The 23,742-nt window shown below is 68.5% G+C and carries 23 protein-coding genes and 1 tRNA gene; 7 read left to right on the forward strand and 17 right to left on the reverse strand.

Going from position 1 to position 23,742, the window contains the following annotated elements; all coding sequences use genetic code 11:
• Positions 1-4 precede the first annotated feature (4 nt).
• The 4 genes from ACYVBN_RS14185 to ACYVBN_RS14200 all read right to left on the reverse strand — a co-directional run bounded on the left by ACYVBN_RS14185 (position 5) and on the right by ACYVBN_RS14200 (position 3,475).
• Positions 5-928, reverse strand: a complete 924-nt coding sequence (locus ACYVBN_RS14185) for an amino acid ABC transporter permease (protein WP_460601089.1) — start codon at positions 926-928, stop codon at positions 5-7.
• Positions 925-1,605, reverse strand: a complete 681-nt coding sequence (locus tag ACYVBN_RS14190) for an amino acid ABC transporter permease (RefSeq protein ID WP_460601090.1) — start codon at positions 1,603-1,605, stop codon at positions 925-927. Before ACYVBN_RS14190 ends, ACYVBN_RS14185 begins: the two co-directional genes overlap by 4 nt.
• 101 nt (positions 1,606-1,706) lie before the next feature.
• The gene (locus ACYVBN_RS14195) at positions 1,707-2,555 is read right to left on the reverse strand and encodes a glutamate ABC transporter substrate-binding protein (RefSeq protein ID WP_460601091.1); all 849 of its coding nucleotides are present in this window, start codon (positions 2,553-2,555) and stop codon (positions 1,707-1,709) included.
• 137 nt (positions 2,556-2,692) lie between these two features.
• Positions 2,693-3,475: an amino acid ABC transporter ATP-binding protein gene (locus tag ACYVBN_RS14200; protein ID WP_440282343.1), complete on the reverse strand. Its 783-nt coding sequence runs from the start codon at positions 3,473-3,475 to the stop codon at positions 2,693-2,695.
• A gap of 165 nt (positions 3,476-3,640) precedes the next feature.
• On the opposite strand from ACYVBN_RS14200, the gene ACYVBN_RS14205 reads away from it, so the two are divergent.
• Positions 3,641-3,714: transfer RNA gene (locus tag ACYVBN_RS14205), tRNA-Ile, on the forward strand.
• A 137-nt stretch (positions 3,715-3,851) separates the two neighbouring features.
• Positions 3,852-4,379, forward strand: a complete 528-nt coding sequence (locus ACYVBN_RS14210; RefSeq protein ID WP_440282342.1) for a YflT domain-containing protein — start codon at positions 3,852-3,854, stop codon at positions 4,377-4,379.
• Between the two features lie 4 nt (positions 4,380-4,383).
• Here ACYVBN_RS14210 and ACYVBN_RS14215 read toward each other — a convergent pair whose 3' ends face one another.
• From ACYVBN_RS14215 to ACYVBN_RS14235, 5 genes are all read right to left on the reverse strand, one after another.
• Positions 4,384-5,226 carry a hypothetical protein gene (locus ACYVBN_RS14215; RefSeq protein ID WP_460601092.1) on the reverse strand — a complete coding sequence of 281 codons (843 nt, stop codon included), beginning with the start codon at positions 5,224-5,226 and terminating at the stop codon, positions 4,384-4,386.
• A 52-nt stretch (positions 5,227-5,278) separates the two neighbouring features.
• Entirely contained in the window at positions 5,279-6,502 is a 1,224-nt protein-coding gene (locus ACYVBN_RS14220) for an ROK family transcriptional regulator (protein ID WP_440282340.1), read from the reverse strand.
• Positions 6,502-7,863, reverse strand: coding sequence for a sugar ABC transporter permease (locus tag ACYVBN_RS14225; protein ID WP_460601093.1), 1,362 nt, complete (start codon positions 7,861-7,863; stop codon positions 6,502-6,504). Before ACYVBN_RS14225 ends, ACYVBN_RS14220 begins: the two co-directional genes overlap by 1 nt.
• The gene (locus ACYVBN_RS14230) at positions 7,860-8,642 is read right to left on the reverse strand and encodes an ATP-binding cassette domain-containing protein (protein WP_440282338.1); all 783 of its coding nucleotides are present in this window, start codon (positions 8,640-8,642) and stop codon (positions 7,860-7,862) included. The genes ACYVBN_RS14225 and ACYVBN_RS14230 overlap by 4 nt, the downstream gene beginning before the upstream one ends.
• 81 nt (positions 8,643-8,723) lie before the next feature.
• Positions 8,724-9,899 carry a sugar ABC transporter substrate-binding protein gene (locus tag ACYVBN_RS14235; protein WP_460601094.1) on the reverse strand — a complete coding sequence of 392 codons (1,176 nt, stop codon included), beginning with the start codon at positions 9,897-9,899 and terminating at the stop codon, positions 8,724-8,726.
• Positions 9,900-10,214: 315 nt separating this feature from the next.
• Between ACYVBN_RS14235 and ACYVBN_RS14240 the strand changes: the two genes are divergently transcribed.
• Complete coding sequence (locus ACYVBN_RS14240; RefSeq protein WP_460601095.1) at positions 10,215-10,730, forward strand: DUF3145 domain-containing protein; 516 nt, start codon at positions 10,215-10,217, stop codon at positions 10,728-10,730.
• Positions 10,731-10,835: 105 nt separating this feature from the next.
• Here ACYVBN_RS14240 and fabF read toward each other — a convergent pair whose 3' ends face one another.
• From fabF to ACYVBN_RS14280, 8 genes are all read right to left on the reverse strand, one after another.
• A complete protein-coding gene (gene fabF / locus ACYVBN_RS14245; RefSeq protein ID WP_460601096.1) occupies positions 10,836-12,080 on the reverse strand; it encodes a beta-ketoacyl-[acyl-carrier-protein] synthase family protein in 1,245 nt (414 codons plus the stop codon).
• 103 nt (positions 12,081-12,183) lie between these two features.
• Complete coding sequence (locus ACYVBN_RS14250; protein WP_440283204.1) at positions 12,184-12,432, reverse strand: acyl carrier protein; 249 nt, start codon at positions 12,430-12,432, stop codon at positions 12,184-12,186.
• 106 nt (positions 12,433-12,538) lie between these two features.
• Positions 12,539-13,618 carry a beta-ketoacyl-ACP synthase III gene (locus tag ACYVBN_RS14255; RefSeq protein WP_440283203.1) on the reverse strand — a complete coding sequence of 360 codons (1,080 nt, stop codon included), beginning with the start codon at positions 13,616-13,618 and terminating at the stop codon, positions 12,539-12,541.
• A 54-nt stretch (positions 13,619-13,672) separates the two neighbouring features.
• The gene (locus tag ACYVBN_RS14260) at positions 13,673-14,599 is read right to left on the reverse strand and encodes an ACP S-malonyltransferase (protein WP_460601097.1); all 927 of its coding nucleotides are present in this window, start codon (positions 14,597-14,599) and stop codon (positions 13,673-13,675) included.
• A gap of 101 nt (positions 14,600-14,700) precedes the next feature.
• On the reverse strand, positions 14,701-15,828 hold the full coding sequence (locus ACYVBN_RS14265; protein ID WP_460601098.1) for a PucR family transcriptional regulator: 1,128 nt from the start codon (positions 15,826-15,828) through the stop codon (positions 14,701-14,703).
• A 131-nt stretch (positions 15,829-15,959) separates the two neighbouring features.
• Entirely contained in the window at positions 15,960-18,719 is a 2,760-nt protein-coding gene (gene aceE / locus ACYVBN_RS14270; RefSeq protein WP_460601099.1) for a pyruvate dehydrogenase (acetyl-transferring), homodimeric type, read from the reverse strand.
• A gap of 188 nt (positions 18,720-18,907) precedes the next feature.
• The gene (locus tag ACYVBN_RS14275) at positions 18,908-19,729 is read right to left on the reverse strand and encodes a bifunctional allantoicase/(S)-ureidoglycine aminohydrolase (protein WP_460601100.1); all 822 of its coding nucleotides are present in this window, start codon (positions 19,727-19,729) and stop codon (positions 18,908-18,910) included.
• 18 nt (positions 19,730-19,747) lie between these two features.
• The gene (locus tag ACYVBN_RS14280) at positions 19,748-20,992 is read right to left on the reverse strand and encodes a DUF6986 family protein (RefSeq protein ID WP_460601101.1); all 1,245 of its coding nucleotides are present in this window, start codon (positions 20,990-20,992) and stop codon (positions 19,748-19,750) included.
• 89 nt (positions 20,993-21,081) lie between these two features.
• Here ACYVBN_RS14280 and ACYVBN_RS14285 point away from each other — a divergent pair, with 89 nt between their 5' ends.
• The 4 genes from ACYVBN_RS14285 to pucL all read left to right on the forward strand — a co-directional run bounded on the left by ACYVBN_RS14285 (position 21,082) and on the right by pucL (position 23,688).
• On the forward strand, positions 21,082-21,837 hold the full coding sequence (locus tag ACYVBN_RS14285; protein ID WP_440283197.1) for an IclR family transcriptional regulator: 756 nt from the start codon (positions 21,082-21,084) through the stop codon (positions 21,835-21,837).
• Between the two features lie 65 nt (positions 21,838-21,902).
• Entirely contained in the window at positions 21,903-22,448 is a 546-nt protein-coding gene (gene uraD, locus ACYVBN_RS14290) for a 2-oxo-4-hydroxy-4-carboxy-5-ureidoimidazoline decarboxylase (protein WP_460601102.1), read from the forward strand.
• Between the two features lie 4 nt (positions 22,449-22,452).
• Positions 22,453-22,794 (forward strand): hydroxyisourate hydrolase, encoded by a 342-nt coding sequence (gene uraH, locus ACYVBN_RS14295; protein WP_460601103.1) that lies wholly within the window; start codon positions 22,453-22,455, stop codon positions 22,792-22,794.
• A 6-nt stretch (positions 22,795-22,800) separates the two neighbouring features.
• Positions 22,801-23,688, forward strand: a complete 888-nt coding sequence (pucL, locus tag ACYVBN_RS14300) for a factor-independent urate hydroxylase (RefSeq protein ID WP_440283194.1) — start codon at positions 22,801-22,803, stop codon at positions 23,686-23,688.
• The last annotated feature ends 54 nt before the right edge of the window (positions 23,689-23,742 follow it).

Below are 23,742 nucleotides of genomic sequence, written 5' to 3' on the forward strand. Positions count from 1 at the left end.
CTCCTCAGGCGGTGTCGCCGGCCGGCACTCCTGGAGCGTTCGTCGGTCCGGCCGGATCGCCCGCCGGTGCGGCGGGACCGGTGTTGCGACCGCGGGCCTGCAGCCGGCGCTCCACCCAGGTGGCCAGCTTGCTGATCGCGTAGTTGATGACGATGTAGATCGCCGCCAGCACCACCAGCATGGCGAAGATGTTGCCGTTGAGCGAGGTCGCCGGCTTGCTGCGATAGAGCAGTTCGTTGTAGAGGACGTTGTAGCCGAGCGCGGTGTCCTTCAGGACCACGATCACCTGGCTGATCAGGGACGGCAACATGGCGGTGATCGCCTGCGGCAACAGGATGATGCGCACCGTCTGGCCGGCGCTGAGACCGATCGAACTGCCCGCCTCGCGCTGGCCCTTGGGCAACTGGTCGACACCGGACCGGATGACCTCGCAGATCACCGATGAGTTGTAGAACGCCAGACCGGCCACCGTGGCGATGAGTGGTCCGCTGCCGCTGCCTTGGCCGTGGGCGCTGAGCCAGCCGAAGATGAACAGCATCATCAGCAGCACCGGGATGGCACGGGTGAGCTCCACCCAGGCGGTGACCACCCACCGCAGCGCGCGTATGCCGAGCGCGGCCGGCCCCTTGCGGGTCGGCACTTCGACGAGGCGCAGCATCGCCAGTGCGGCACCCAGGATCAGGCTGATCACGATCGCGAGTGCCGCAGCGATGAGTGTGCCGCGCAGGCCGGGCAGGATGTAGCTCTTCCAGGTGGACCACTCGATGAACGGCTTCCACTTGTAACTGGCGAACTGGTCCTTGTCCGCCAGCTTCCAGATCACCAGGGCCATGATCGCGGCGAAGACGAGTCCGCCGATCACGCCGAAGATCGCGTAACGCCGCCGTGCCTTCGGCCCCGGAGCGTCGAAAAGGACTGATGCACTCATCGTTTCACCGCCACCCGCTTGCCGAGCCACCCGAGACCGACACCCATCGGCAACGTCAGCAGGATGAAGAAGGCGCCGACCACCATGAAGGCCAGGTTGAGCAGGCCGGGGTCACGCTCGGTGACCGTCTTGAGCACACCGGAGAGTTCGTAGACGCTGATGGTCACGGCCACCGTGGTGTTCTTGGTGAGCGCGATCAGCGTGTTGCCCAACGGCACGACCGCGCCGCGGAAGGCCTGCGGCAGGATGATCTCGCGCATCGTCTGCCCGAAGGTCAGGCCGACGGAGCGGGCGGCTTCGGCCTGGCCGATCGGGATGGTGTTGAACCCGGACCGCAGCGCCTCGCAGACATAGGTCGCGTGGTAGACCGTCATACCGACTGCGGCCAGGCGGAAACCGTTGACGTCGGCGAACTTCGGGTTGCCCGAGTCCGACAGCGAGATGCCCAGCTGGATGTAGAGCACGAAGCTGCACGACAGGATGATCAGGGTCAGCGGCGTGTTGCGGAAGATGTTGACGTATGACGTGCCGACGAACCGCAGGATGCCGACCGGGGACAGCCGCAGGGTGGCGACGATCGTGCCGACGATCAGACTGCCGACCGCGCTGATGATGGTGAGCTTGATGGTGGCCCACAGCGCGGTCCAGATCTGATAGTCGGAGAAGAGCGAAGACACGCGGTGCCCTTCCTAACTGTGGTGGGGTGGATGGTCGCCGGATCCGACGGTGGCCACGTGACGGATGGTCACCGTCGGATCCGGACTGCCGGGCCGCAGGCTCAGGCCTTGCAGCTGGGGGACTTCGGCGGGTTGAGCTCGGTGTTGTACTTGTAGTCGGAGCCGAGGTTGTTCTCCACGGCCTTCTTCCAGTTGCCGTTGTCGAGGGTCTTCTTGATGGCGGCGGCGACCTTGTCGCAGTCGGCCGAGCCCTTCTTCAGACCGATGCCGTAGTTCTCCTCGCTGAAGGTGCCGCCGGCCAGCTTCACCTTGTCCTTGTACTGCGGCTGGTTGGCGTAGCCGGCCAGGATCGCGTCGTCGGTGGTCATCGCGTCGATCGAGCCGGACGCGAGCGCCTCGGCGCATGCCGAGTAGGTGTCGTACTTCTGCGGCACCAGCTTCGGCGCCTTCTCCTTCAGGTTGTCGACCGAGGTGGAGCCGGTGACGGAGCAGACCTTCTTGCCGGCCAGGTCGTTGACCCCGCTGATCTTGGAGTCCTTGCCGACCAGCAGCGATTGTCCGGCGACGAAGTACGGGCCGGCGAAGCTGACCTCCTTCAGCCGCTTGTCGGTGATCGAGTAGGTCGCCACGATCATCTTGACCGTGCCCGCCTGCAGCATCTTCTCGCGCTGCGGCGACGGCGACTGCACGAAATCGATCTTGCTGTAACCCATTTCGGCGGCGACGCAACGGGCGATGTCGACGTCGAAACCGGTGTACTTGTCGCCGTCCTTGAGGCCGAGGCCAGGCTGGTCGTACTTGATGCCGATCTTGACCGACGGGCCGGAGTCGGGCAGCTTGCAGACGGCGTCCTTGGCTGCGCTCGAGCCGCCGGAGCTGCCACCGCAAGCGGTGAGGCCCAGGCCGAGCGCGGCAGCTGCCGTCGCGGCGTAGATCGCGCGGAACTTCATGAGATTTCTCCTCCGGTTGGGTATGACGAATCGCAAGCGTTGGCGCGGCGATCGAGGTGACGGTTGCGGCGATCGAAGATCGCCGCGGACGGGGTGGTCATGGTGTTCTGTCGGGATGGTTGTTCGGTCGAGGGTGCTCAGTGAGTGAGGATCTTGGACAGGAAGTCCTTGGCCCGTGCGGACGTCGGGTTGGCGAAGAACTCCTCCGGAGTCTGCTGTTCCAGGATCTGCCCGTCGGCCATGAAGACGACCCGATCGGCGGCGCGGCGGGCGAAGCCCATCTCGTGGGTCACGACGATCATCGTCATACCGTCCTTGGCCAAGCCGGACATGACGTCGAGCACCTCGTTGATCATCTCCGGATCCAGCGCCGAGGTGGGCTCGTCGAAGAGCATCACCTTCGGCCGCATCGCCAGGGACCGGGCGATGGCGACGCGCTGCTGCTGCCCACCGGACAGCTGGGCGGGATACTTCTCCGCCTGCGCCTCGACGCCGACCCGCTCCAGCAACTCCATCGCGCGTGTCTCCGCGTCGGCCTTGCTCATCTTGCGCACCTTGATGGGACCCAGCGTGACGTTCTGCAGGATCGTCTTGTGCGCGAAGAGGTTGAACGACTGGAAGACCATGCCCACGTCGGCGCGCAGCTTGGCCAGCTCGGTGCCCTCCTCGGGCAGCGGCTCGCCGTCGATGGTGATGGTGCCCGACTCGAAGGTCTCCAAGCGGTTGATGGTGCGGCACAGTGTCGACTTCCCCGACCCCGAGGGTCCGAGCACCACGACGACCTCGCCCTTGGCGACCTCGAGATCGATGTCTCGCAGCACGTGCAGATCGCCGAAATGCTTGTTGACCCCCGTCATCCGCACGAGTGGTTGGCCCGAGGCGACGTTGGTCTCACCCGCCGGGGGCGCCTGATCCGTCATGAGTACGAACCCTACAAGGCGGTGTCAGCGAATTTTGAGCATTTTGGGGTACGTCGCGATTTCGTTGCCATGCCGTTGCGAAGCGACCCGCCGGGTGTCGTCGGCGTGGGGTGACCTCACCGTGCGGATCGCTCGGCGGTGATGTCAGAATGTGCCCTGCAGCACGGGGCGATAGCTCAGCCGGTTAGAGCAGCGGACTCATAATCCGTCGGTCCTGGGTTCAAGCCCCAGTCGCCCCACCGAAGAACGTGCAGGTCAGCGTCCTGCGTCGGCTCTCCGCTGGCTGGCGGACGGGCGGTCGGTGCAGGCCATCCGTGGGGCACGAGTTGGTGACCGCTGGTCGCCGCTGACCGCGGCACGTCGTTAGGCTGGGAGTATGTCGAGTCCGATGAGCGGCGGCTTCGGTCGCCAGGGTGCCTCCTTCCGCGGTGGCCTGACCCTCGAATACCCCATGTCCCTTGGCGTCTTCACCGAGTATGCCGATGCTCAACGTGCGGTCGACTATCTGTCCGACAACCAGTTCCCGGTCGAGAACTGCATGATCGTCGGCACCGAGCTCAAACAGATCGAGCGGGTCGTCGGCCGGCTCACCTGGGGCCGGGTGCTCGCAGGTGGTGCGCTGTCCGGGGCCTGGTTCGGTGCCTTCATCGGGCTGATCCTGTCGATGTTCGAGTCCGGGGTGAACGTCCTGGGCGTCGTCATCTCGACAGTGATCTTCGGTGCGATCTTCGGCGCCGTGTGGGCCGCCATCGGCTACAGCCTCACCGGCGGCAAGCGCGACTTCCAGTCGGTCACCCAGGTGGTGGCGACGAAGTACGAGGTGCTGGTCGAGCACAAGTTCGCGATGAAGGCGCACGAGCTGCTGGACAACATGCCCGGCGGCGCCGGACAGTCCCTGACCTGACCGGTCAGAGGGTGAGTTCGTCGTCGGGGCGACCGAACTTGTCCTGCAGGAAGCGATAGCTGGCCAGGATGCCCTCGGCCCCTTGGGTGCGCGCCTCGGCCGCGATGTCGTCCAGGGCCCGGTGCATCATCGTGATCTGTTCGTCCAGCAGGGTCGCACCGGTCTTGCCCTCCTGCAGCGGCTGCGTGTCGGCGGTCTCCACCGGAAGCGCCAGGTAGCCACGCACCGCGGTGGGCGCAAAGTCCTCATGGATCTGCTCGACCTCGAAGATCAGCCGGTCGCCGGCTCCGCGGGACCGCAGCTCCTGGTGCAGCCCGTCGGCCCGGCGCAGCAGCTGGTGCAGATTGTGCCGGACCGGTGGCGGAAGCCGGGGATCGTTGAACAGCCGGTTGAGGTCCCGTTGCGTGCTGCGCCGCGACGACGCTTCCGTGGCCGCGTCGTGGCGCTCCCTGCGCCGCAGTTCACGATCGTGCCTGCGCCGGTTGCGGGCCGGCCCGCCGGTCAGCGCCCACAGCGCCACCAGGACGCCGAACGGCAAGACGACCCAGGGGAACTGGTCGTTGACCGCGCCGGCGACGGTCACCGCGGCCAGGCACGCGAAGGAGGTGAGGGTCTCCCGCCATACCTTGTGGGACGGGCGGTAGAGGAACTCCACGCTGGACAGCAACAGGATCGCCATACCGACGTGGACCACCCAGTGGGCCGGTGTGAAGGCCAGCGCCGCCATGATCGCCGAGCACACCGTCGTGCGCAGCCGGGCGTCGTTGCCGCGCCGGAACGCTGCGGTCAGCAGCGCGAGGAAGGTGCCGACCGCACACAGGTGCAGGATCCAGTCCATGTTGCCCATGCCGCCCATGTCGTCTCGCGTGCCCCCTCTGGTCCGCAGTCGTGTCTCCAGGCTAACCGCCGAGCGCGGGATCGGCAGGTGTGCCGTGGACGGCGTCGGTCATCAGATCGGGCGCGGTGAGCAACCGTTCATAGGCCAGTTCTGCGGCGCCGACGAGCGGCGCCTGCCGGATCTGCCCCTGCAGCAACGTGATCGGAGCACGCCCGATGGTCACCATGCCGCGTTGCAGCCCGATCCGCACTGAGGGTTCGGCCAGCCGCAGGACGTCGGCCAGGTGGCCGCCCGCGACGATCGCCTCCGGGTTGAGCACGTGCGAGATGTTGGACAGTCCCCGACCCAGCCACTGCCCGATCGAGGCGACCACCTCGGCCGCCACCTCGTCGCCGTCCCCGGCCCGGTCGAAGAGCGGATCCAGTTCGGGGGAGGAGATGCCGGCCGCCCCGGCGGCGCGCAGGATGGCCGCCTCGCCGACATACTCCTCCAGGCAGCCGCGGTTGCCGCAGTGGCAGACCGGGCCGTTGGCCTGCACCGACATGTGACCGATCTCGCCGGCATACCCGCGGCTGCCGCGCAGCAGATCCCCGCCGATGATGACGCCGCCACCGACACCGACCCGGCCCAGCACGTAGACCAGGTCGGTGTAGCCGGCCGCGACGCCCCGCCGGTGCTCGGCCAGCGCGGCGAGGTCCGCGTCGTTGCTGATGACGACGTGATCGTCCAGGCGTTGGCGCAGCAGGTCGCCGACGGGTTCGTTGCTCCACTGCAGGTTCGGCGCGTAGACGGCGATGCCTCGCGGGTTGTCGATCATCGCCGGCAGGCTCACCCCGATGCCGACGCGTATGCCGCCGGCGGCGGCGCTCAGGTCCCGGGCGGCCGCGGCCACGCGATCGGCGACGTTGATCGCCGACCGGTCGCGACCGGCGAGGCGCCACTCCACCTGGCCGAGCACCGCACCGGACAGGCCGATCGCGGCGACGAGCACCCGGGCGACGTCGATGTCGACCGCGATGACGTGCACCGAGCGCGGCCGGGGGACCACCAGGTATGGCGGCCGCCCCGCGCCGTCCCGGCTGCGCGTCGGAGTCCGCTGGGTGACCATGCCGAGGTCGACGAGGTCACGGACCAGCGCACCGATCGTGCTGCGGTTGAGGCCGGTGCTCCGAGCCAGATCCGGTCGGGACACGGCTCCGTGCAGATGGACGTGGCGCAACACGACCGACAGGTTGTGCCGGCGGATCTGCTCGGGGCGCGCGGCGGACCGAGCGCCCGGGGGCATCAGCCGAGGCCGGCAGCGCCGGCCCGACGACGGGAGACCGCGTCGACCGTGGCGGCGAGCAGCAGCACCAACCCGGTGACGATCCACTGCCAGGCGGAGTTGTTCGCGCCGCGCAGCAGGTCCGCCATACCGTTGATGATCACCGCCACGACGGCACCACCGACCACGGCGTCGGTGATCCGGCCCTTGCCACCGAAGAGGCTGGTGCCACCCACGACGGCCGCACCGACGGCCAGCAGCAGCGTGTTGCCGCCACCCTGTGAGGCGTTGACCGCGGTCTGGGAGGCGAGCACGATGCCCGAGACGCCGGCCAGCACCGAGCAGATGACGAAGACCGAGATGCGCACCGAGTCGACCCGGATGCCGGCGCGTCGAGCCGCCTCGTCGCTGCCGCCGACGGCGTAGATGTGCCGTCCGTAGCGGGTGCGGCCGAGCACGAACGCGAGCACGACCACCAGCACCAGGATGACCGGGACGACCCACGGCACGCCGCCGAGGTATTCCCCGCCGACCTTCTCGGTGACCAGTTGGCCGTTCTTCTCCACGATCTTGGTGCCGCCCGCGGCGTTGGGGGAGCGGTTCAGGTTGAGCACGACGATGAACACGACCGACAGCACCGCGATTCCGCCCACCTTGGCCGCGGTGACCAGCAGCGGCTCGGTCGGCAGGTGCTTGCGCCGACGGGCGTTGACCGCCAGCAGCTTCTGCACGGCATACCCGACGACGAACAGGATCGCCATCACCCAGCCCGCCCACTGCGGCATGTTGCCGTTCTCCAGGGCGACCAGGGTATTGCTCTGCAGTGACAGGTTGCCCTGCGTGTTGGCGCTGTTGACCACGATCTGCACGACGCCCTGCAGGCCGAGGAAGAGCGCGAGGGTCGACACGAAGGACGGCACCCGCAGGAAGGTGCGCATCCAGCCGATGAGCAATCCGATCACCGCACCGACGATCAGCGCGACCAGGACCGCCAAGGGCCACGGCCAGTTCTTCATCAGCAGCACGGCGACCACCGCACCGCTGACACCCGAGGTGGTGCCGGCCGACAGGTCGATCTCGGCCAGCAACAGCACGAAGACCAGGCCCATTGCCAGCAGGATGCCGGGTGCGGCCTGGGTGATCAGGCTGGCGAAGTTGCTCTTGGACAGGAAGCCGTCCTCGACCACCGAGAAGACCAGGAAGAGCACGACCAGCGCCGCAACGGCCGGCAGCGAACCCATGTCGCCGCCGCGGATGCGTTGCCAGTAGCTGCGCAGGTAGCCGCCGATCGAGCTGCCCGTGTGCACGGTCGTCGAGGCCGCTGCCGTGTCGTCGGAGGCGGTTTCGGTCTCCGCCGTTGCGGTTGTCGTCTGCTCGCTCATGCCACAGCTCCCGAGGTCGTGGTGGGCTGGATGCCGAGGTCGCCGCTGCGGCCGGTGGTGATCAACTCGACGACCTGGGTTTGGTTGACGTCGGCACGGTTGACGGTCGCGGCCAGCTGGCCGAGGTAGAGCACCGAGATCGTGTCGGCGACCTGCAGCACGTCGAGCATGTTGTGCGAGATGAGGATGACGGCGGTGCCCTGGTCGGCCAGCCGTCGGACCAGGTCCAGGACCTGTGCGGTCTGGGCGACGCCGAGTGCGGCGGTCGGCTCGTCGAGGATGACCACCTTGGACTTCCACAGGGCCGCCTTGGCGATCGCGACCGTCTGCCGCTGGCCACCTGACAGGCTGGAAACGCGCTGCCGGACCGACTTCAGCGTGCGCACCGACAGCGACGTGAGGGTGTCGGCGGCGGCGATCTCCATCGATTCCTCGTCCAGCACGATGCCGCGCATGCGCTCACGACCGAGGAACATGTTCTGGACGACGTCGAGGTTCTCGCACAGCGCGAGGTCCTGGTAGACGATCTCCACGCCCAGCGCGGAGGCGTCGCGCGGCGCCGTCACGTGCTCGGCCTTGCCGTCGAACTCGTAGGTGCCCGAATCGATCGTGTAGGTGCCACCGATGCACTTGACGAGGGTGGACTTGCCCGCGCCGTTGTCACCCACCAGCGCGGTCACCTTGCCGGCGTATGCCGCGAAGTCGACGTCGTGCAGCACGTGCACGGCGCCGAAGCTCTTGTTGACCCCGCGCAGCTGCAGGATCGGCTGATCAGACATGAATCTCCCTAAGCGAGGAGAGGGGTCGGCCGGACCGGCCGGTCCGCCCGACCCCTCGTCCCGTGGTGTTGAGCAGTGCGCTTACTTGACGCCGGCGGCCGTGCACTTGGCGGCGTAGGCGCCGGTGCAGGTCGTGGACTTCGGCGTGTAGCCGTCGTTGATCGGCTGTGCGACGTTGGCCTTGGTGATCGCGATCGGCTTGGCCAGGATGGCCGGGACCTGACGACCGGACTTGGTGTCCTTGATGGTCTGGGTGGTCTTCGGCGCCTGCCCGTTGGCCAGCTCGGCCGCGGCGTCGACGACCGGGTAGGCCTCTTCCTTGGACGGCTTGTAGATCGTGAAGCACTGGGTGCCGTCCATGATCCGCTGCAGACCTTCGACCGTCGCATCCTGACCGGAGACCGCGACCTTACCGGCCAGACCCTGCTTGGTCAGCTGGGTGACGACCGATCCCGCCATACCGTCGTTGGCGACCATGACCGCGTTGAGGTCGGGGGTCTTCTGCAGCATCGAGGTGAAGATGATGCCGGCCTTCTGGTTGTCCCAGTCGGGCACCGACTGGTCGCCGACCTTCGTCCAGCCCTTCTGCTTGGACAGCACGCTGTCGTAACCCTGCTTGAACAGCGTGGCGTTGTTGTCCGTCGGCGCACCGTTGAGGTCGACGTACTTGACCGCCGACTTGCCCTTGACCTGGGAGCACTGGGCCAGCGTCTGGCCCTGCAGTTCGCCGACCTTGACGTTGTCGAAGGACACGTAGAGGCTGGCCGACCCGCCGAGCGTCAGGCGGTCGTAGTCGATGGTGTAGATGCCCTTGGACTTGGCGGTCTTCTCGATCTGCGCGGCCGAGGCCGAGTCGAGGTTGACCAGTGCCAGCACCTTGACGCCGTCATTCATCATCTTGGTGGCGATGGTCGTCATCTGCTGGGCCGAGTTGTTGGCGTTCTGGATGTCGCACTTGAGGTTGTCGGCCGCGCAGCGCGCCTTCAGCGCCTCCGGGTCGGAGGAGATCCACCGGTTCGAGGACTGACGGTCCGGCAGGATGATGCCGACCTTGGCGCCCTTGCCGTCGACCTTGCTGCCCGATGCGGCCGCCGAGCTGCTGCCACCGCTGCTGCCACTGCTGGCCGCCGCCGCGGGGGAGGAGGCGCCGCCGGCACCGCTGGACGAGCCGGACCCGCCGCTGCTGCTGCTCCCGCAGCCGGCCAGAGCGATGATGCCCGCCATTGCACACACCGTGCTGAGCGCACCTTTGCGCATGGGTTTCCACCTTTCGATCACCACGCACGAGCCGATTGACCAGACCCGAGCCGCTGGAGAGTTGAATATGTTGTGTGCGGCAACATATCCGATCAGTGGTGATGCGGACCACATTTTCCGGAAATCGCCGCGCCGCCCGGCGATCGTGACCGGTCCGTGATCCGCCGACCCCTCGCGGAGCGGCTACTGGTGCTGGTGAGACGGATGAGGCACAATGACTGCACAACCACAGATGGCACTGCACGGCACGTATGCCGGACCGCTCACGCGAGGTCGTTGGGGAAGACGTCCCTCGCAATTTGTCAGGAGGCCCGGATGTCTGCCGCGAACGCGCGTGCCGTGACCCGTGGGGTGGTGTTCGTTCATTCCACCCCTGCTGCGCTGTGCCCACACATCGGCTGGGCGCTGGAGAGTGTGCTCGGCGCCGCCGCGCCCATCGAGTGGATCAAGCAACCGGTCGAGCCGGGCACCGTCCGCACCGAACTCTCCTGGATGGGCGAGCCCGGCACCGGTGCCAAGCTGGCCAGCGCGCTGCGCGGCTGGGTCGACGTGCGCTACGAGGTCACCGAGGAACCCAGCCCCGGCTGCGACGGCTCGCGCTGGTCGCACACGCCGTCGCTGGGCATCCACCACACCATGACCGCTGCGTCGGGGGACGCGGTCGTCGGTGAGGACCGGCTGCGTGCCTCGCTCGTCGCGAGCAAGGGCGACCCGGAGCTGTTCCGGCACGAGATGGCCGAACTGCTCGGGACCGCCTGGGATCAGGAGCTGGAGCCGTTCCGGTATGCCGGCGAGGGCGCCCCGGTGCGCTGGCTGCACCGCGTCTCCTGACGACATACGCCGCTGCCGCTGACCGAGAGGAGTAGCGAAAGACCGAGGGGAGTACGGATGGCAGCGCCATCCGTACTCCCCTCGGTCAATGGGTGATCCTCTCGGTCAGAGGGTCTTCATCACGATCGCGATGTTGTGACCGCCGAAACCGAAAGCGTTGCTCATACCGGCCAGGTCACCCTCGGGCAGGTCGCGGTTGGCGTCGATCACCAGGTCGGCGTCGATCTGCGGGTCGACCTCGGTGGTGTTGATCGTCCGCGGCACTTTCCGGTAGTGCAGTGTCTGGGCCAGAATGACCGCTTCGATCGCACCGGCTGCGCCGAGCAGGTGGCCGGTCATCGACTTGGTGCCGGTCAGGCACACGTCGTCCATGGCGGCGCCGAGCGCGCGCTTCAGCGAGATGATCTCCGCGGCGTCACCGACCGGCGTCGACGTCGCATGCGCGTTGACGTGGGCGATGTCGGAGGTGCTGAGCCCGGCCGCCTCGATCGCTTCGTTCATGGCACGCGCCTGGCTCGCGCCCTCGGGGTCGCCGGCGGTGATGTGGTAGGCGTCGGCCGACATCCCCAGCCCGGCGAACTCGGCGTAGATCGTCGCGCCGCGCGCCTTCGCGTGCTCGTAGGACTCCAGGATCACCACGCCGGCGCCCTCGCCGAGCAGGAAACCATCCCGGTCCACGGCCCACGGGCGGGACGCGGCCTGCGGGTCGTCGTTGCGCCGGGACAGCGCCTGGGAGGCGGCGAACCCGGCGATCGGCAGCGGGTGGATGGCCGCTTCGGTGCCGCCGGCGATGGCGACGTCGGCGCGGCCCTCGCGGATCATGTTGGCGGCCATACCCATCGACTCGGCGCCGGAGGCGCACGCCGACACCGCGGTGTGTGCGCCGGCCCGGGCCTTGAACTCCAGGGACACGTTGCCCGACGCCGCGTTGGGCATCAGCATCGGCACGGTCAGCGGGTAGACCCGCCGCGGGCCTTTCTCCTTCAGGACGTCGTACTGCGCGAGCAGGGTGTGGACGCCGCCGATGCCGGTGCCGATGGCGGCCAGCAGCCGCTCGGGTTCGACCTCGGGGGAGCCCGCGTCCGCCCATGCCTCGCGCGCCGCGATCATGGCGTACTGGGCGAACGGATCGGCCCGGCGGATCTCGACCTTCGAGAGCACCTCGCTCGGGTCCTGCTTCAGGTTGGCGGCGAAGGTGACGGGCAGTTCGTAGCGGTCCAGCCACTCCTGGGGCAGCGGACGGGCGCCGGACTCACCGGCCAGCAGGGCGTCCCAGGTCTCGGGTGCCGTGCCGCCGACCGGCGTGGTGGCGCCGAGACCGGTGATGACGACGCGCTTGTCTGCGGTCATGAAACTTCTGGCTCCTTGACGAGGCGGGGTGACGAGTGGAGAAGGTATGGCGACAGCGGCCCCACCTGGTGGGTGAGGCCGCTGCCGTCATGCGCAGCAGGCCTCAGGCCTGCGCCTTCTGGATGTAGGAGACGGCGTCGCCGACGGTCGAGAGGTTCTTGACGTCGTCGTCGGGGATGCGCACGCCGAACTTTTCCTCGGCGTTGACGACGATCGTCATCATGGACAGCGAGTCGATGTCGAGGTCCTCGGTGAACGACTTGTCCAGCTGCACGTCGGCAGCGTCGACACCGGTCTCCTCGTTCACGATGTCGGCAAGGCCCTGCAGGATCTCCTGCTCGCTCTGCGCCATGTCTGGTCTCCTTCTTGCGTTGCTGATGGTGGTTTTCACCTTCGGGCTGACCCGGATTGCCCGCCGGATCGCGGGAATTCTCTGGCTTCGACCTTAGCGGGGCGGCTCAGGGAAGTTCGACAACCTGGGCGGCATACACCAGGCCGGCGCCGAAGCCGATCTGCAGCGCGAGTCCGCCGTGCGGCGCCTCTCCCTCGCGCAGCATGCGCTCGGTGGCCAGCGGGATGGACGCCGCGGAGGTGTTGCCGGTCTCGGCGATGTCGCGGGCGACCGGGATGTCCTCGGGCAATTTCAACTGCTTGATCATCGCGTCGATGATCCGCATGTTGGCTTGGTGCGGGATGAACGCGTCGAGGTCGGCGGCGGTGATGCCGGCCTTGTCCAGCGCCTGCTGGGCGACCGGCGCCATACCCCACACGGCCCACCGGAAGACCGACTGGCCGGCCATCGCCATGGTGGAGGCCTCGGCGATGTTCTCGACCTCGAACTTGCTGTAGTCCGGCTCCTCGCCGGTCGCCTCGACGTGCTCCCAGATGCGCCGGATCTCGTCCCAGCCGACGCGCTGCTGGATCGTCGACCACTTGTCGCCCTCCGAACCCCACACGGTCGGGCCGATCCGCGGCACGTCCGACGGGCCGACGACGGCGGCTCCGGCACCGTCGGCCAGGATGAACGAGGTGCCGCGGTCGTGCCGGTAGGTCCACTGCGACAACTTCTCGACGCCGACCACCAGCACGTAGTCGGCGCTGCCGGCACGCACCATGTCGCTGGCCACCGAGATGGCGTAGCAGTAGCCGGCGCACGCCGCGGAGATGTCGAACGCCGGCACGTTGCCCGCACCCAGCCGGGTCGCCAGCAGCGGCGCCGCCGCCGGGGTCTGGAAGGGGTGGCTGATCGTGGCCATCACGATGGCGCCGATCTGGTCGGGCGTGATACCGGCCATCTCCAGCGCCGGACGAGCGGCCTCCTCGGACATGTCCACCACGGACTCGTCCTCGCGGGCGAAGCGGCGGGTCACGATGCCGGACCGCTCGCGGATCCACTGGTCGGAGGAGTCGATCCAGGTGCAGACCTCTTCGTTGGTCACCACGCGCTCGGGGCGGTAACCACCGACGCCGAGGATGCGTGAGTGCCGGTCACCGCCGATGGCGGCGATGGTGCCGGTGTTCTTCGGCTGGACGGTCATAAATCAGCTCCCTTGGGACGTGCCGGTGATGTCGGTGCTCTCGTAGCGGGTGGATCAGCCCGCGTGCTCTCGGATCAGCTCGCGCGCCGTGTCGAGGTCGTCGGGCGTCTTGAGGGCGACCGCCGCGACACCGCGCATGCCGCGCTTGGCCAGGCCGACCAGCGTGCCGGCCGGGGAGAGCTCGATCAGGCCGGTGACACCGAGGTCCAGCATGGTCTGCATGGTGGTGTCCCAGCGCACCGGTCCGGCGACCTGCGTCACCAGCCGGTCGACGAACTCGTTGCCGCTGTCCACCGCGGCACCGTCCCGGTTGGACAGCAGGGTCACCTGCGGGTCCTGCGGGCTGAGCTTCTCGGCCTCGGTGCGCAGGCCGTCGACCGCTCCGGCCATGTGCATGGTGTGGAAGGCGCCGGCGACCTGCAGCGGTATGACGCGGGCCTTCGCCGGCGGGTTGTCCTGCAGAGTGGCCAGTTGCTCCAGGGTGCCGGCAGCGACGATCTGCCCGGCACCGTTGCGGTTGGCCGGGGTCAGCTCGTGCTCGGCGAGGACGGCCAGGACGTCGTCCTCGGATCCGCCCAGCACCGCGGACATGCCGGTGCGCTTGGCGGCTGCGGCGCGCGCCATACCCCGTCCGCGCTCGCGGACGAAGGCCAGCGCGTCGGTCTCGGACAGGACGCCCGCCGCGGCAGCGGCAGTGATCTCACCGACGGAGTGACCGGCCAGCACACCCGCGCTGTCGCCGATCGGCGCGCCGTCGGTCAGCACGCGCAGCGTCGCCAGGCCGGCACCGACGATCAGCGGCTGTGCGACGGCGGTGTCCTTGATGGTCTCGGCGTCGGAGGTGGTGCCGTGTGCGACCAGGTCGGAGTCGGCCGCCTCCGACAGGCTGCGCAGGTGGTCGGCGAACCCGGGCACCTCCATCCACGGCTGTAGGAATCCGGGGGCCTGGGAGCCCTGTCCAGGGCAGACGATCGCTAGCACAGGTCCACTGTGACGGATCGGAGGATGGAATGGCGTCACCGAATCCGACGAAGCTGCTGCTCGTGTTTTGGAGGAAACCTCCAAAGCCGGCCTCGGTGGGGTCAGACGCGGGAGAGCGCGAGAGCCAGCCGCACGGTGAACGCGTCGCGGCTGTCGGTCAGGTCGAAGCCGGTCAACTCGGCGATGCGTCCGAGGCGGTAACGGACGGTGTTGGGGTGGACGAACAGCACCCGCGCCGCGGCCTCCAGGCCGCCCTCGTCGAGGTATGCCGGGACGGTGTCCCGCAGCGCCGGACGGTCCCGCAGCGGCCGGGTGACCTTATCGACCAGTGCGCGCCGCGCGCGGGTGTCGCCGGTCAGCGCCCGCTCGGGCAGTAACTCGCTCGCCGGGCACGGCCGCGGTGCCTGCGGCCAGGCCGGTGCCGAGGTGTAGCCGGACAACGCTGCCCGGGCGCTGCGGCCGGCGGCATACAGGTGGGGGACCCGTGGACCGACCACGACCGGACCCTCGCCCCACAGGTGCTCGAAGTCCGCGGCGACTGCCGGACCGTCGTCCACACCGCCGAGGACGGCGATCAGCAGACTGCGCTGGACGGAGCCGAGGGCGACCAGGCCAGCGTGAGTTGCCTTGCGGCGCAACGCATCCAGCGCCTCGGTGCCCGGGCCGGGCGGGGCGGCGCCGGCGATCACGACCACGCCGCGCACCTCGTCCCAGCCCAGCGCGGCGCCCCGGGAGCTGAGCGCTTCGTCGGCCTCGGCACGCAGCACCGCGTCCACGACCAGCGCCTCCAGACGGGCGTCCCAGGCACCGCGCGACTCGGCCGCCTGCGCGTAGACGTGCGCGGCGGCGAAGGCGATCTCTCGCGAATAGGTCAGCACCGCCTCGCGCAGGTGGTGTTCGTCGCCGGCGGCGGCCAGCTGCGGCACGTGCTCCTCGACGACGTCGATGGCGGTGCGCACCATCTGCAGCGTCTGCTGCAGGGCGATCGTGCGGGTCAGCTCCCGGGGCGCGGTGGCGAACACGTCGATCGGCATCGGCGGGCTGGTTCGCGGGTCGCGGTACCAGGCGATGAACGCGCCGATCCCGGCCTGGGCGACCAGGCCGACCCAGGACCGCTCGTCCGCCGACAGCCGGCCGTACCACTCGTAGCTGGTCTCCAGCCGGGTGATCGCGGCGGTCGAGAGCAGGTCGGCGCTGCGTTCCAGCTGCTGGCCGGTGGTGGTCGACATACGGCCAGCCTATTTGTATGGCGCCACAGTGCCGACGGCGGAGAAGCACGTCGTTCCATGCGAACGACCGAACGACCGAACGGCCGGACCCGAGGGCCCGGCCGTTCCGTCGTGAGGTGGTGCCGCTGCTGTCAGGCGTCCCCGCCGGCGTTGCCGCTGGTGCCGGCCTGCGGGTTGAGCAGGTCGTACTTGGCGGCCGCATCGACGGCAGCCTGCGGGTCGATCTCGCCCCGGGCCGCCAGCTGCTGCAGCGTGCGCACCACCATCGACGGACCGTCGATGTGGAAGACGCGCCGCGCCGCAGCGCGGGTGTCGCTGAAGCCGAACCCGTCGGCGCCGAGGGTGACGTAGTCGCCCGGGACCCAGGGGCGGATCTGCTCCTGCACCGAGCGCATCCAGTCGGACACGGCCACCACGGGACCGGGACGGCCCTGCAGTTGCTGGGTGACGAACGGCACCTGCTGCTCGGCCTCCGGGTGCAGGAAGCGCAACTCGTCCGACGCCTCGCCGTCGCGGCGCAGCTCGTTCCACGAGGTCACCGACCACACGTCGGCCACCACGCCCCAGTCGTCCTTGAGCAGGGCCTGCGCCTCGAGCGCCCACGGCACGCCCACGCCGGAGGCGAGCAGCTGTGCACGGGGTGCGTCCGAGGCGTCCGCGGTGTCGCCCTCGGACACCAGGTGCATGCCGCGCAGGATGCCCTCGACATCGACGTTGTCCGGTTCGGCCGGCTGCTGCATCGGCTCGTTGTAGACGGTCAGGTAGTAGATGACGTTCTCGGCGTTGTCGCCGAACATCCGGCGCAGACCGTCCTGGACGATGTGTGCGATCTCGTAGCCGTAGGCCGGGTCGTAAGCAACGACAGCCGGATTCGTCGCGGCGAGCAGCAGCGAATGTCCGTCCGCGTGTTGCAGGCCCTCACCGGTCAGGGTGGTCCGGCCGGCCGTGGCACCGACCAGGAAGCCGCGGCTCATCTGGTCGGCAGCCGCCCAGATGAAGTCGCCGGTGCGCTGGAAGCCGAACATCGAGTAGAAGATGTAGATCGGCACCATCGGCAGCCCGTGCGTCGCGTAGGACGTGCCGGCCGCGGTGAAGGCCGCGACCGAGCCGCTCTCGTTGATGCCCAGGTGCAGGATCTGCCCGTTGGTCGCTTCCTTGTAGGCGAGCATCAGCTCCGCGTCGACCGAGGTGTACTGCTGGCCGTGCGGGTTGTAGATCTTGGCCGTCGGGAAGAAGGAGTCCATGCCGAACGTGCGCGCCTCGTCGGGGATGACCGGCACCACGTGCTTGCCGAACTCCTTGTCGCGCATCATGTCCTTCAGGATGCGCACGAACGCCATGGTGGTGGCGATCTCCTGCTTACCGGAACCCTTCTTGGCTGCTGCGTAGGCCTTGTCGTCCGGCAGTTTGAGCGCGCTGGCGGTGTGCCGGCGGTCCGGCAGGCCGCCGCCCAGCTTGCTGCGGCGCTCGCGCATGTACTCGATCGCCGGGTCGTCCTCGCCGGGGTGGTAGTACGGCGGCAGGTAGGGGTTGTCCTCCAGCACCGCGTCACTGATCGGGATCCGCAGCGAGTCGCGGAAGTCCTTCAAATCCTGCAGCGTCAGCTTCTTCATCTGGTGGGTCGCGTTGCGGCCGGCGAAGTGGGTGCCGAGGCTGTAGCCCTTGATGGTCTTGACCAGGATCACGGTGGGCTGACCGGTGTGCTCGGTGGCCGCCTGGTAAGCCGCATAGACCTTGCGGTAGTCGTGACCGCCGCGCTTGAGCTTCCACCAGATGTCGTCGTCGGACCAGTTCTTGACCATCTCGCGGGTGCGCGGGTCGCGGCCGAAGAAGTGCTCGCGGACGTAGGCGCCGTCGTTCGCGCGGAACGTCTGATAGTCGCCGTCACGAGTGGAGTTCATGATGTTGACCAGGGCGCCGTCCCGGTCGGCCGCCAGCAGCGGGTCCCAGCCGCGGCCCCAGATGCACTTGATGACGTTCCAGCCGGCACCGCGGAAGAAGCTCTCCAGCTCCTGGATGATCTTGCCGTTGCCGCGCACCGGCCCGTCGAGCCGCTGCAGGTTGCAGTTGACCACGAAGGTGAGGTTGTCCAGCTCCTCGTTGGCCGCCAACTGCAAAAGGCCGCGCGACTCCGGCTCATCCATCTCACCGTCGCCCAGGAAGGCCCATACGTGCTGCTGGCTGGTGTCCTTCAGCCCGCGGCCGTGCAGGTATTTGTTGAACTGCGCCTGGTAGATCGCGTTCATCGGGCCGATGCCCATCGACACCGTCGGGAACTCCCAGAAGTCGGGCATGTTCCGCGGGTGCGGGTAGGACGGCAGCCCGAGCCGCTGACCCTGCACGATGTGCGAGTGCTCTTGGCGGAAACCGTCGAGCTGGTCCTCGGACAACCGGCCCTCGAGGAAGGCGCGGGCGTACATGCCCGGCGAGGCGTGGCCCTGGAAGAAGACCTGGTCACCGCCGCCGGGGTGCGACTTGCCGCGGAAGAAGTGGTTGAAACCGACCTCGTAGAGCGTCGCGGCGGACGCGTAGGTGGAGATGTGTCCGCCGACACCGACGCCGGGTCGCTGCGCCCGGTGCACCATCATCGCGGCGTTCCACCGCATCCAGGCGCGGTAGCGGCGCTCGACCTCCTCGTCACCGGGGAACCACGGCTCGGCCTCCGGGCTGATGGTGTTGATGTAGTCGGTCGCCGTCAGCGACGGCACACCGATACGGCGCTCGCGGGAGCGCTCGAGCAGCTTGAGCATGATGTAGCGAGCACGGCTCTGGCCGACCTCGTCGATGAGCCCGTCGAGGGAGTCCATCCACTCCTGGGTCTCCTCGGGGTCGATGTCAGGCAGCTGGCTGGGTATGCCGTTGAGGATCGGTCCTGCGTCCTCGCGCGCCATGAGTGGCTCCTCTCATGAGCCGTCGCGGTTTTCGCGACTGCGATGTCGTTCTCGGGGGTGTCCGGATGAATCCATTTTCTACCTGCGGCGGGCGGACTCCTGACGCGGGTCTCGGCTACTGGTCAGTAGCTTTCGGGGGTGTGACGTCCGTCTCAGGGAAGGCGACGAAGCGTCGCGACGAGTCGACGTCACAGACTCAACGGGGCATGCCGATGAACGTCTTTGTAGAGCAGGTAGCGGAACCGCCCGGGCCCGCCGGCGTAACAGGCCTGGGGGCAGAAGGCGCGTAGCCACATGAAGTCGCCCTCCTGCACCTCCACCCAGTCCTTGTTGAGCAGGTAGACCGCCTTCCCCTCCAGCACGTAGAGACCGTGCTCCATGACGTGCGTCTCGGGGAACGGGATCGCGCCGCCCGGCTCGAAGGTGACGATGTTGACGTGCATGTCGTGTCCGACATCATCGGGGTCGGCGAACCGTTGCGTGCCCCAGGTGTCGTCGGTGTCGGGCATCATGCCGATCTCGACATCGTCCTCGTGTGTCACGAACGACTCCGGTGCGTCGATGCCGTCGACGGCGGCATACCGCTTGCGGATCCAGTGGAAGGTGGCGGTCGCCGACGAGTCGTTGTGCAGGGTCCACTGCTCGGCGGGGGAGAGGAAGACGTAACTGCCTGCGCGCAGGGCGTGGTCGGCTCCGGCGAGGTGGAGTCGCAACTCTCCGTCGACCACGAACAGCACGCTCTCGGCGGCGGGATCGGTCTCCGGCCGGTCGCTGCCGCCGCCCGGGCCGACCTCCACGATGTACTGCGAGAAGGTCTCGCTGAAGCCCGTCAACGGCCGGGCCAGCACCCACAGGCGGGTCTCGTCCCAGAACGGCAGGCGGCTCGTGGTGATGTCGCTCATCGTGCGGCGCGGCAGCACGGCATACGCCTCGGTGAAGACCGAGCGGTCGGTGGTCAGCTCGGTCTGCGCCGGCAGCCCGCCGCGCGGGGTGTAGTAGCGGGTGGTCATCGGTGGGACTCCTGACATTCAGCGGGTGAGTTCGGTGAGCTCGGGAACGGTGAGCCCACAAGCGGATTCGACTTCGTCGGCTCCCACGGCGCCGCAGTGGACGCCGCGTAGCAGGGCGTCGGCCAGCATCTTGGCGGTGGCGGGTTCGTCCATCACATCGCCGCCTGCGGTCTGCTGCACGTATGCCGCCAGCCGTGCCGCGGCGCTGGGCAGCGCGCGCCGGAAGAAGAGGTAGTTGGCCAGGTAACGGGAGATCAGGTGGCCCGGATGCATGTCCCAGCCCTGGTAGATGCCGCGCACCAGCGACCGGGTAACCAGGCCGGTGTGCAGCCGCCACGTGCCGTGTGCCGACTCGCGGTCCCCGAAGGCGACGACGTTGGTCGAGCCGTCGCAGATCCGGGTGCCGGTCTGCGCGGCGGCGACCTGCATGACCGCCTTGGCGTGGTCGGCGGCCGGGTGGTCCAGTGCCTGGTACGCCGCGGCGATGCCGAGGCCCGCGCTGTAGTCGAACGTGCCGTAGACCAGGGAGCTGACCCGGCCGGGCGCCGCATGCACCATGCGTGCGACCGCGGCCGTGCCGTCCGCTGCCAGGATCGCCTGCGGCGTCTCCACCTGGACCTCGAAAGTGACGCTGCCCGAGGGCAGTCCGAGCTCCTGCTCCAGCGCGGCACACGCGGTGTCCATCGCTGCCACCTGGGCGACGCTGGTCACCTTGGGCAGCGTCAGCACGTTGCCGTCCAGCAGGCCGGCCTGCGCCATACCGCCCAGGTAGTCGACCAGGGTGCGGATGCCGCGCGCGCGGGTCGGCGCCTCGAAGGACTTGAACCGCACGCCGTGCCAGGCCGGCAGTCGGTCCTGCGCGGCCAGGTCGGTGAAAGCGTGCAGCACGCCGGCCAGGTGCTCGTCCTCGATGTCGTCGGGGCGGATGCCGTATCCGTCCTCGAAGTCGGCGCGCAGATCCTCGATCGGGTCGCGTTCGAGCTTGGCCAGCAGCCGCTCGTGCACGGCCGCGACATCGGCGACGGGTTCGCCTGTGGCACGGGCCAATTCGTCCGGGTCCGGGGCGAAGGTCGTCAGCAGGTCGAGTGCCGTCGCGGCGAACTGCCGCACGTCGGCGGCGGTGCAGCGGTCGGCGGGCAGATAGACCGTGTGCACCGGGAAGCGGCCGGTGGGCGCGCCCGGGTAGTCGGTGCCCAGCGCGGTGTCGGCATCGGCCAGCGCGACGTCGAGTCGATCGGTGAGTACGGTGCGGAAGTCGGGCACGGTGGCTCCTCTCGGTCCGAGTTCCCGTATTTCGTATCATGGAGTGTAAATTCCATGTTGTCGAATGTCAGCAAGTGGAGGAGTCCGTCATGACCCAGCAGGCCAAGCCCGGTGGTGTGCAGTCCGTCGGGCGTGCGCTCGACATACTCGAACTCATCGATCGGGCCGGCGGCGAGATGGCGCTGGTGGAGATGAGCGCTGCCTCCGGACTGCCGATGCCGACGATCCACCGCATCGTGCGCACGCTGGTCGACCGCAATTATCTGCGGCAGCTGCCGGACCGGCGCTACGCGCTCGGCTCCCGGCTGATCCCGCTGGGCAACTCCGCCCTGGAGGCCTTCGGCTCGCGCAGCAGTTCCACCCTCGCCGATGTCGTGCACCGGCTGGGGGAGAGCGTCAATCTCGCGGCCCTGGACGGCGACATGCTGGTGTATGTCGGGCAGGCGCCCTCGCCGCGGGCGATGCGGATGTTCACCCAGCTCGGCCAGCACGTGCACCCGCACTGTCGCGCCGCCGGCAAGGCCCTGCTGGCGCAGCTGGACGACGACGAGGTGCGCGGGATCCTCGACCGGGTCGGCATGCCGGCGGTGACCGCCGCCACCATCACCGATCCCGACGAGTTCATCGATCAACTGGCGCTGGTCCGGAAGGAGGGCGTGGCGCACGAGAACGGTGAGATGGAGGACGGTGTCGTCTGCCTGGCCATCCCGGTGATCGGCGCGGTCACCCGGCTGGCGCTGTCGATCTCCGGTCCGGCGGCCCGGATGACCGAGGAGTTGCAGCAGCGCGCCATACCGGTGCTGCAGGACGTGTCCAGCGAACTGGCCCGTCAGCTGGCCGGCTGACCCGATCCGCGCAGAACCGGCCGTCAGCCCTTGACAGCGGACACTTCATTGCCCACCATTCCTTTATGCGGAATCAAAGTTCCATTCAGCGAAATGCGCTGACGGAGTTCGCCGAGGCTCCGGCCGCGGACGCCGTCCGCATGCTGCTGCCCCTGTGCGCGAGCCCGGCGTGGGCCCGCGCGCTCGTCGAGCGCCGCCCGTATGACGACACCGCCGCGCTGCTGACCACGTCCGACCGGATCTTCGACGACCTCACCGAGACCGACCTCGCCGCGGCGTTGGCCGGGCACCCGCGCATCGGCGAGCGTATGCGCGGCGAGGACGCGGCCGCGCAACTGTCCCGCTCGGAGCAGTCCGCCATGCAGTCCGCGGACGAGGAGGTGGCTGCGCAGATCCTGCAGGGGAACAGGGACTACGAGCAGCGTTTCGACCGGGTCTTCCTGATCCGCGCCGCCGGCCGCAGCCCGCGCGAGATCCTGGCGGAACTGCAGCGCCGGCTCGGCAACGACGACGACGCCGAGCGCGCCGAGGTGCGCGAGCAGTTGCGGCAGATCACCCGGCTACGCCTGGAGGGGACCTTCGACCCCCAGGCCCCGGACGATGGAAGGTAGTTCGATGAGCTGCAGCCTGTCCACCCATGTTCTCGACGCCGTTCACGGAACGCCGGCCGCCGGCATCCGGGTCGCGGTGTTCGCACAGACCGGTGCCGGATCCGATGGGACGCCCGTCGGATCCGGCACCACCGACGATGACGGCCGGATCGCCGGGCTGATGCCCGACGGTATGCCGCACGGCACCTACCGCATCGTCTTCGCCACCGGCAGTTTCTTCGAGGCTGCCGGGGTCCGGGCCTTCTATCCCGAGGTGGCGATCACCTTCGTCGTCGACGAAGAGCGGCACTACCACGTGCCGCTGCTACTGAGTCCGTTCGCGTACTCCACCTACAGAGGGAGCTGATCCGCAATGTCCTATGTGCTCGGGCACAACCAGTACGGCAAGGCCGAGGTGCACGTCGTCCGCGTCTTCCGCGACGACCCGCAGGCACCGCATGACCTGGTCGACTACAACGTCTCGGTCTCCCTGACGGGCGACTTCGAGGACGCGCACATCCGTGGCGACCAGGCCAAGGTGCTCACCACCGACGCGTGCAAGAACACCGTCAACTCGTTCGCCAAGGAAGCCGGCGACGCGGTCCGCGAGCCCGAGTCGTTCGCCGTCGCGCTCGCCGACCACTTCATCGAGGTGCCACAGGTCGCGGGCGTCCGGATCAACGTCGAGGCGGTGCCGTGGCAGCGATCCCACGACAACCCGCACGCCTTCGTCAAGAACGGCGACTATGTGCGCACCGTCACGGTCACCCGCACCGCCGAGGGGACGAGCGTCGTCAGCGGTCTGAAGGAGCTGACGGTCCTGAAGACCACCGACTCGGAGTTCCACGGCTTCTACCAGGACAAGTACACGACACTGCAGCCCACCGACGACCGGATCATGGCGACCGCGGTCACGGCCCAGTGGGTGCACGACGGGACCGACGTCGATTGGGGCAAGGCGTTCGATTCGGTGCTGGACGCGATCACCGGCAGCTTCGCGGCGGCATACAGCTATGCCTTGCAACACACGCTGTGGGAGATGGGCACCGCCGTGCTGGACGCCGTGCCGAGCGTGGAGGAGGTGCGCTTCAGCTGCCCGAACAAGCACCACTTCGTGGTCGACCTGAGCCCGTTCGGCGTCGAGAACAACTGCGAGGTGCACTACGCGGCCGACCGGCCCTACGGCCTGATCGAAGCCACGATCAAGCGCAGCGAGGACGTCGACAGGTCCTCGGCATACGACCCCGGCCAGGCCTGGTAGGCGGGTTCTGCACGGAGCGACCGGGCGTCCGACCGAGCGGTGGAACAGCACGAT

This window comes from Flexivirga lutea, assembly GCF_054778955.1.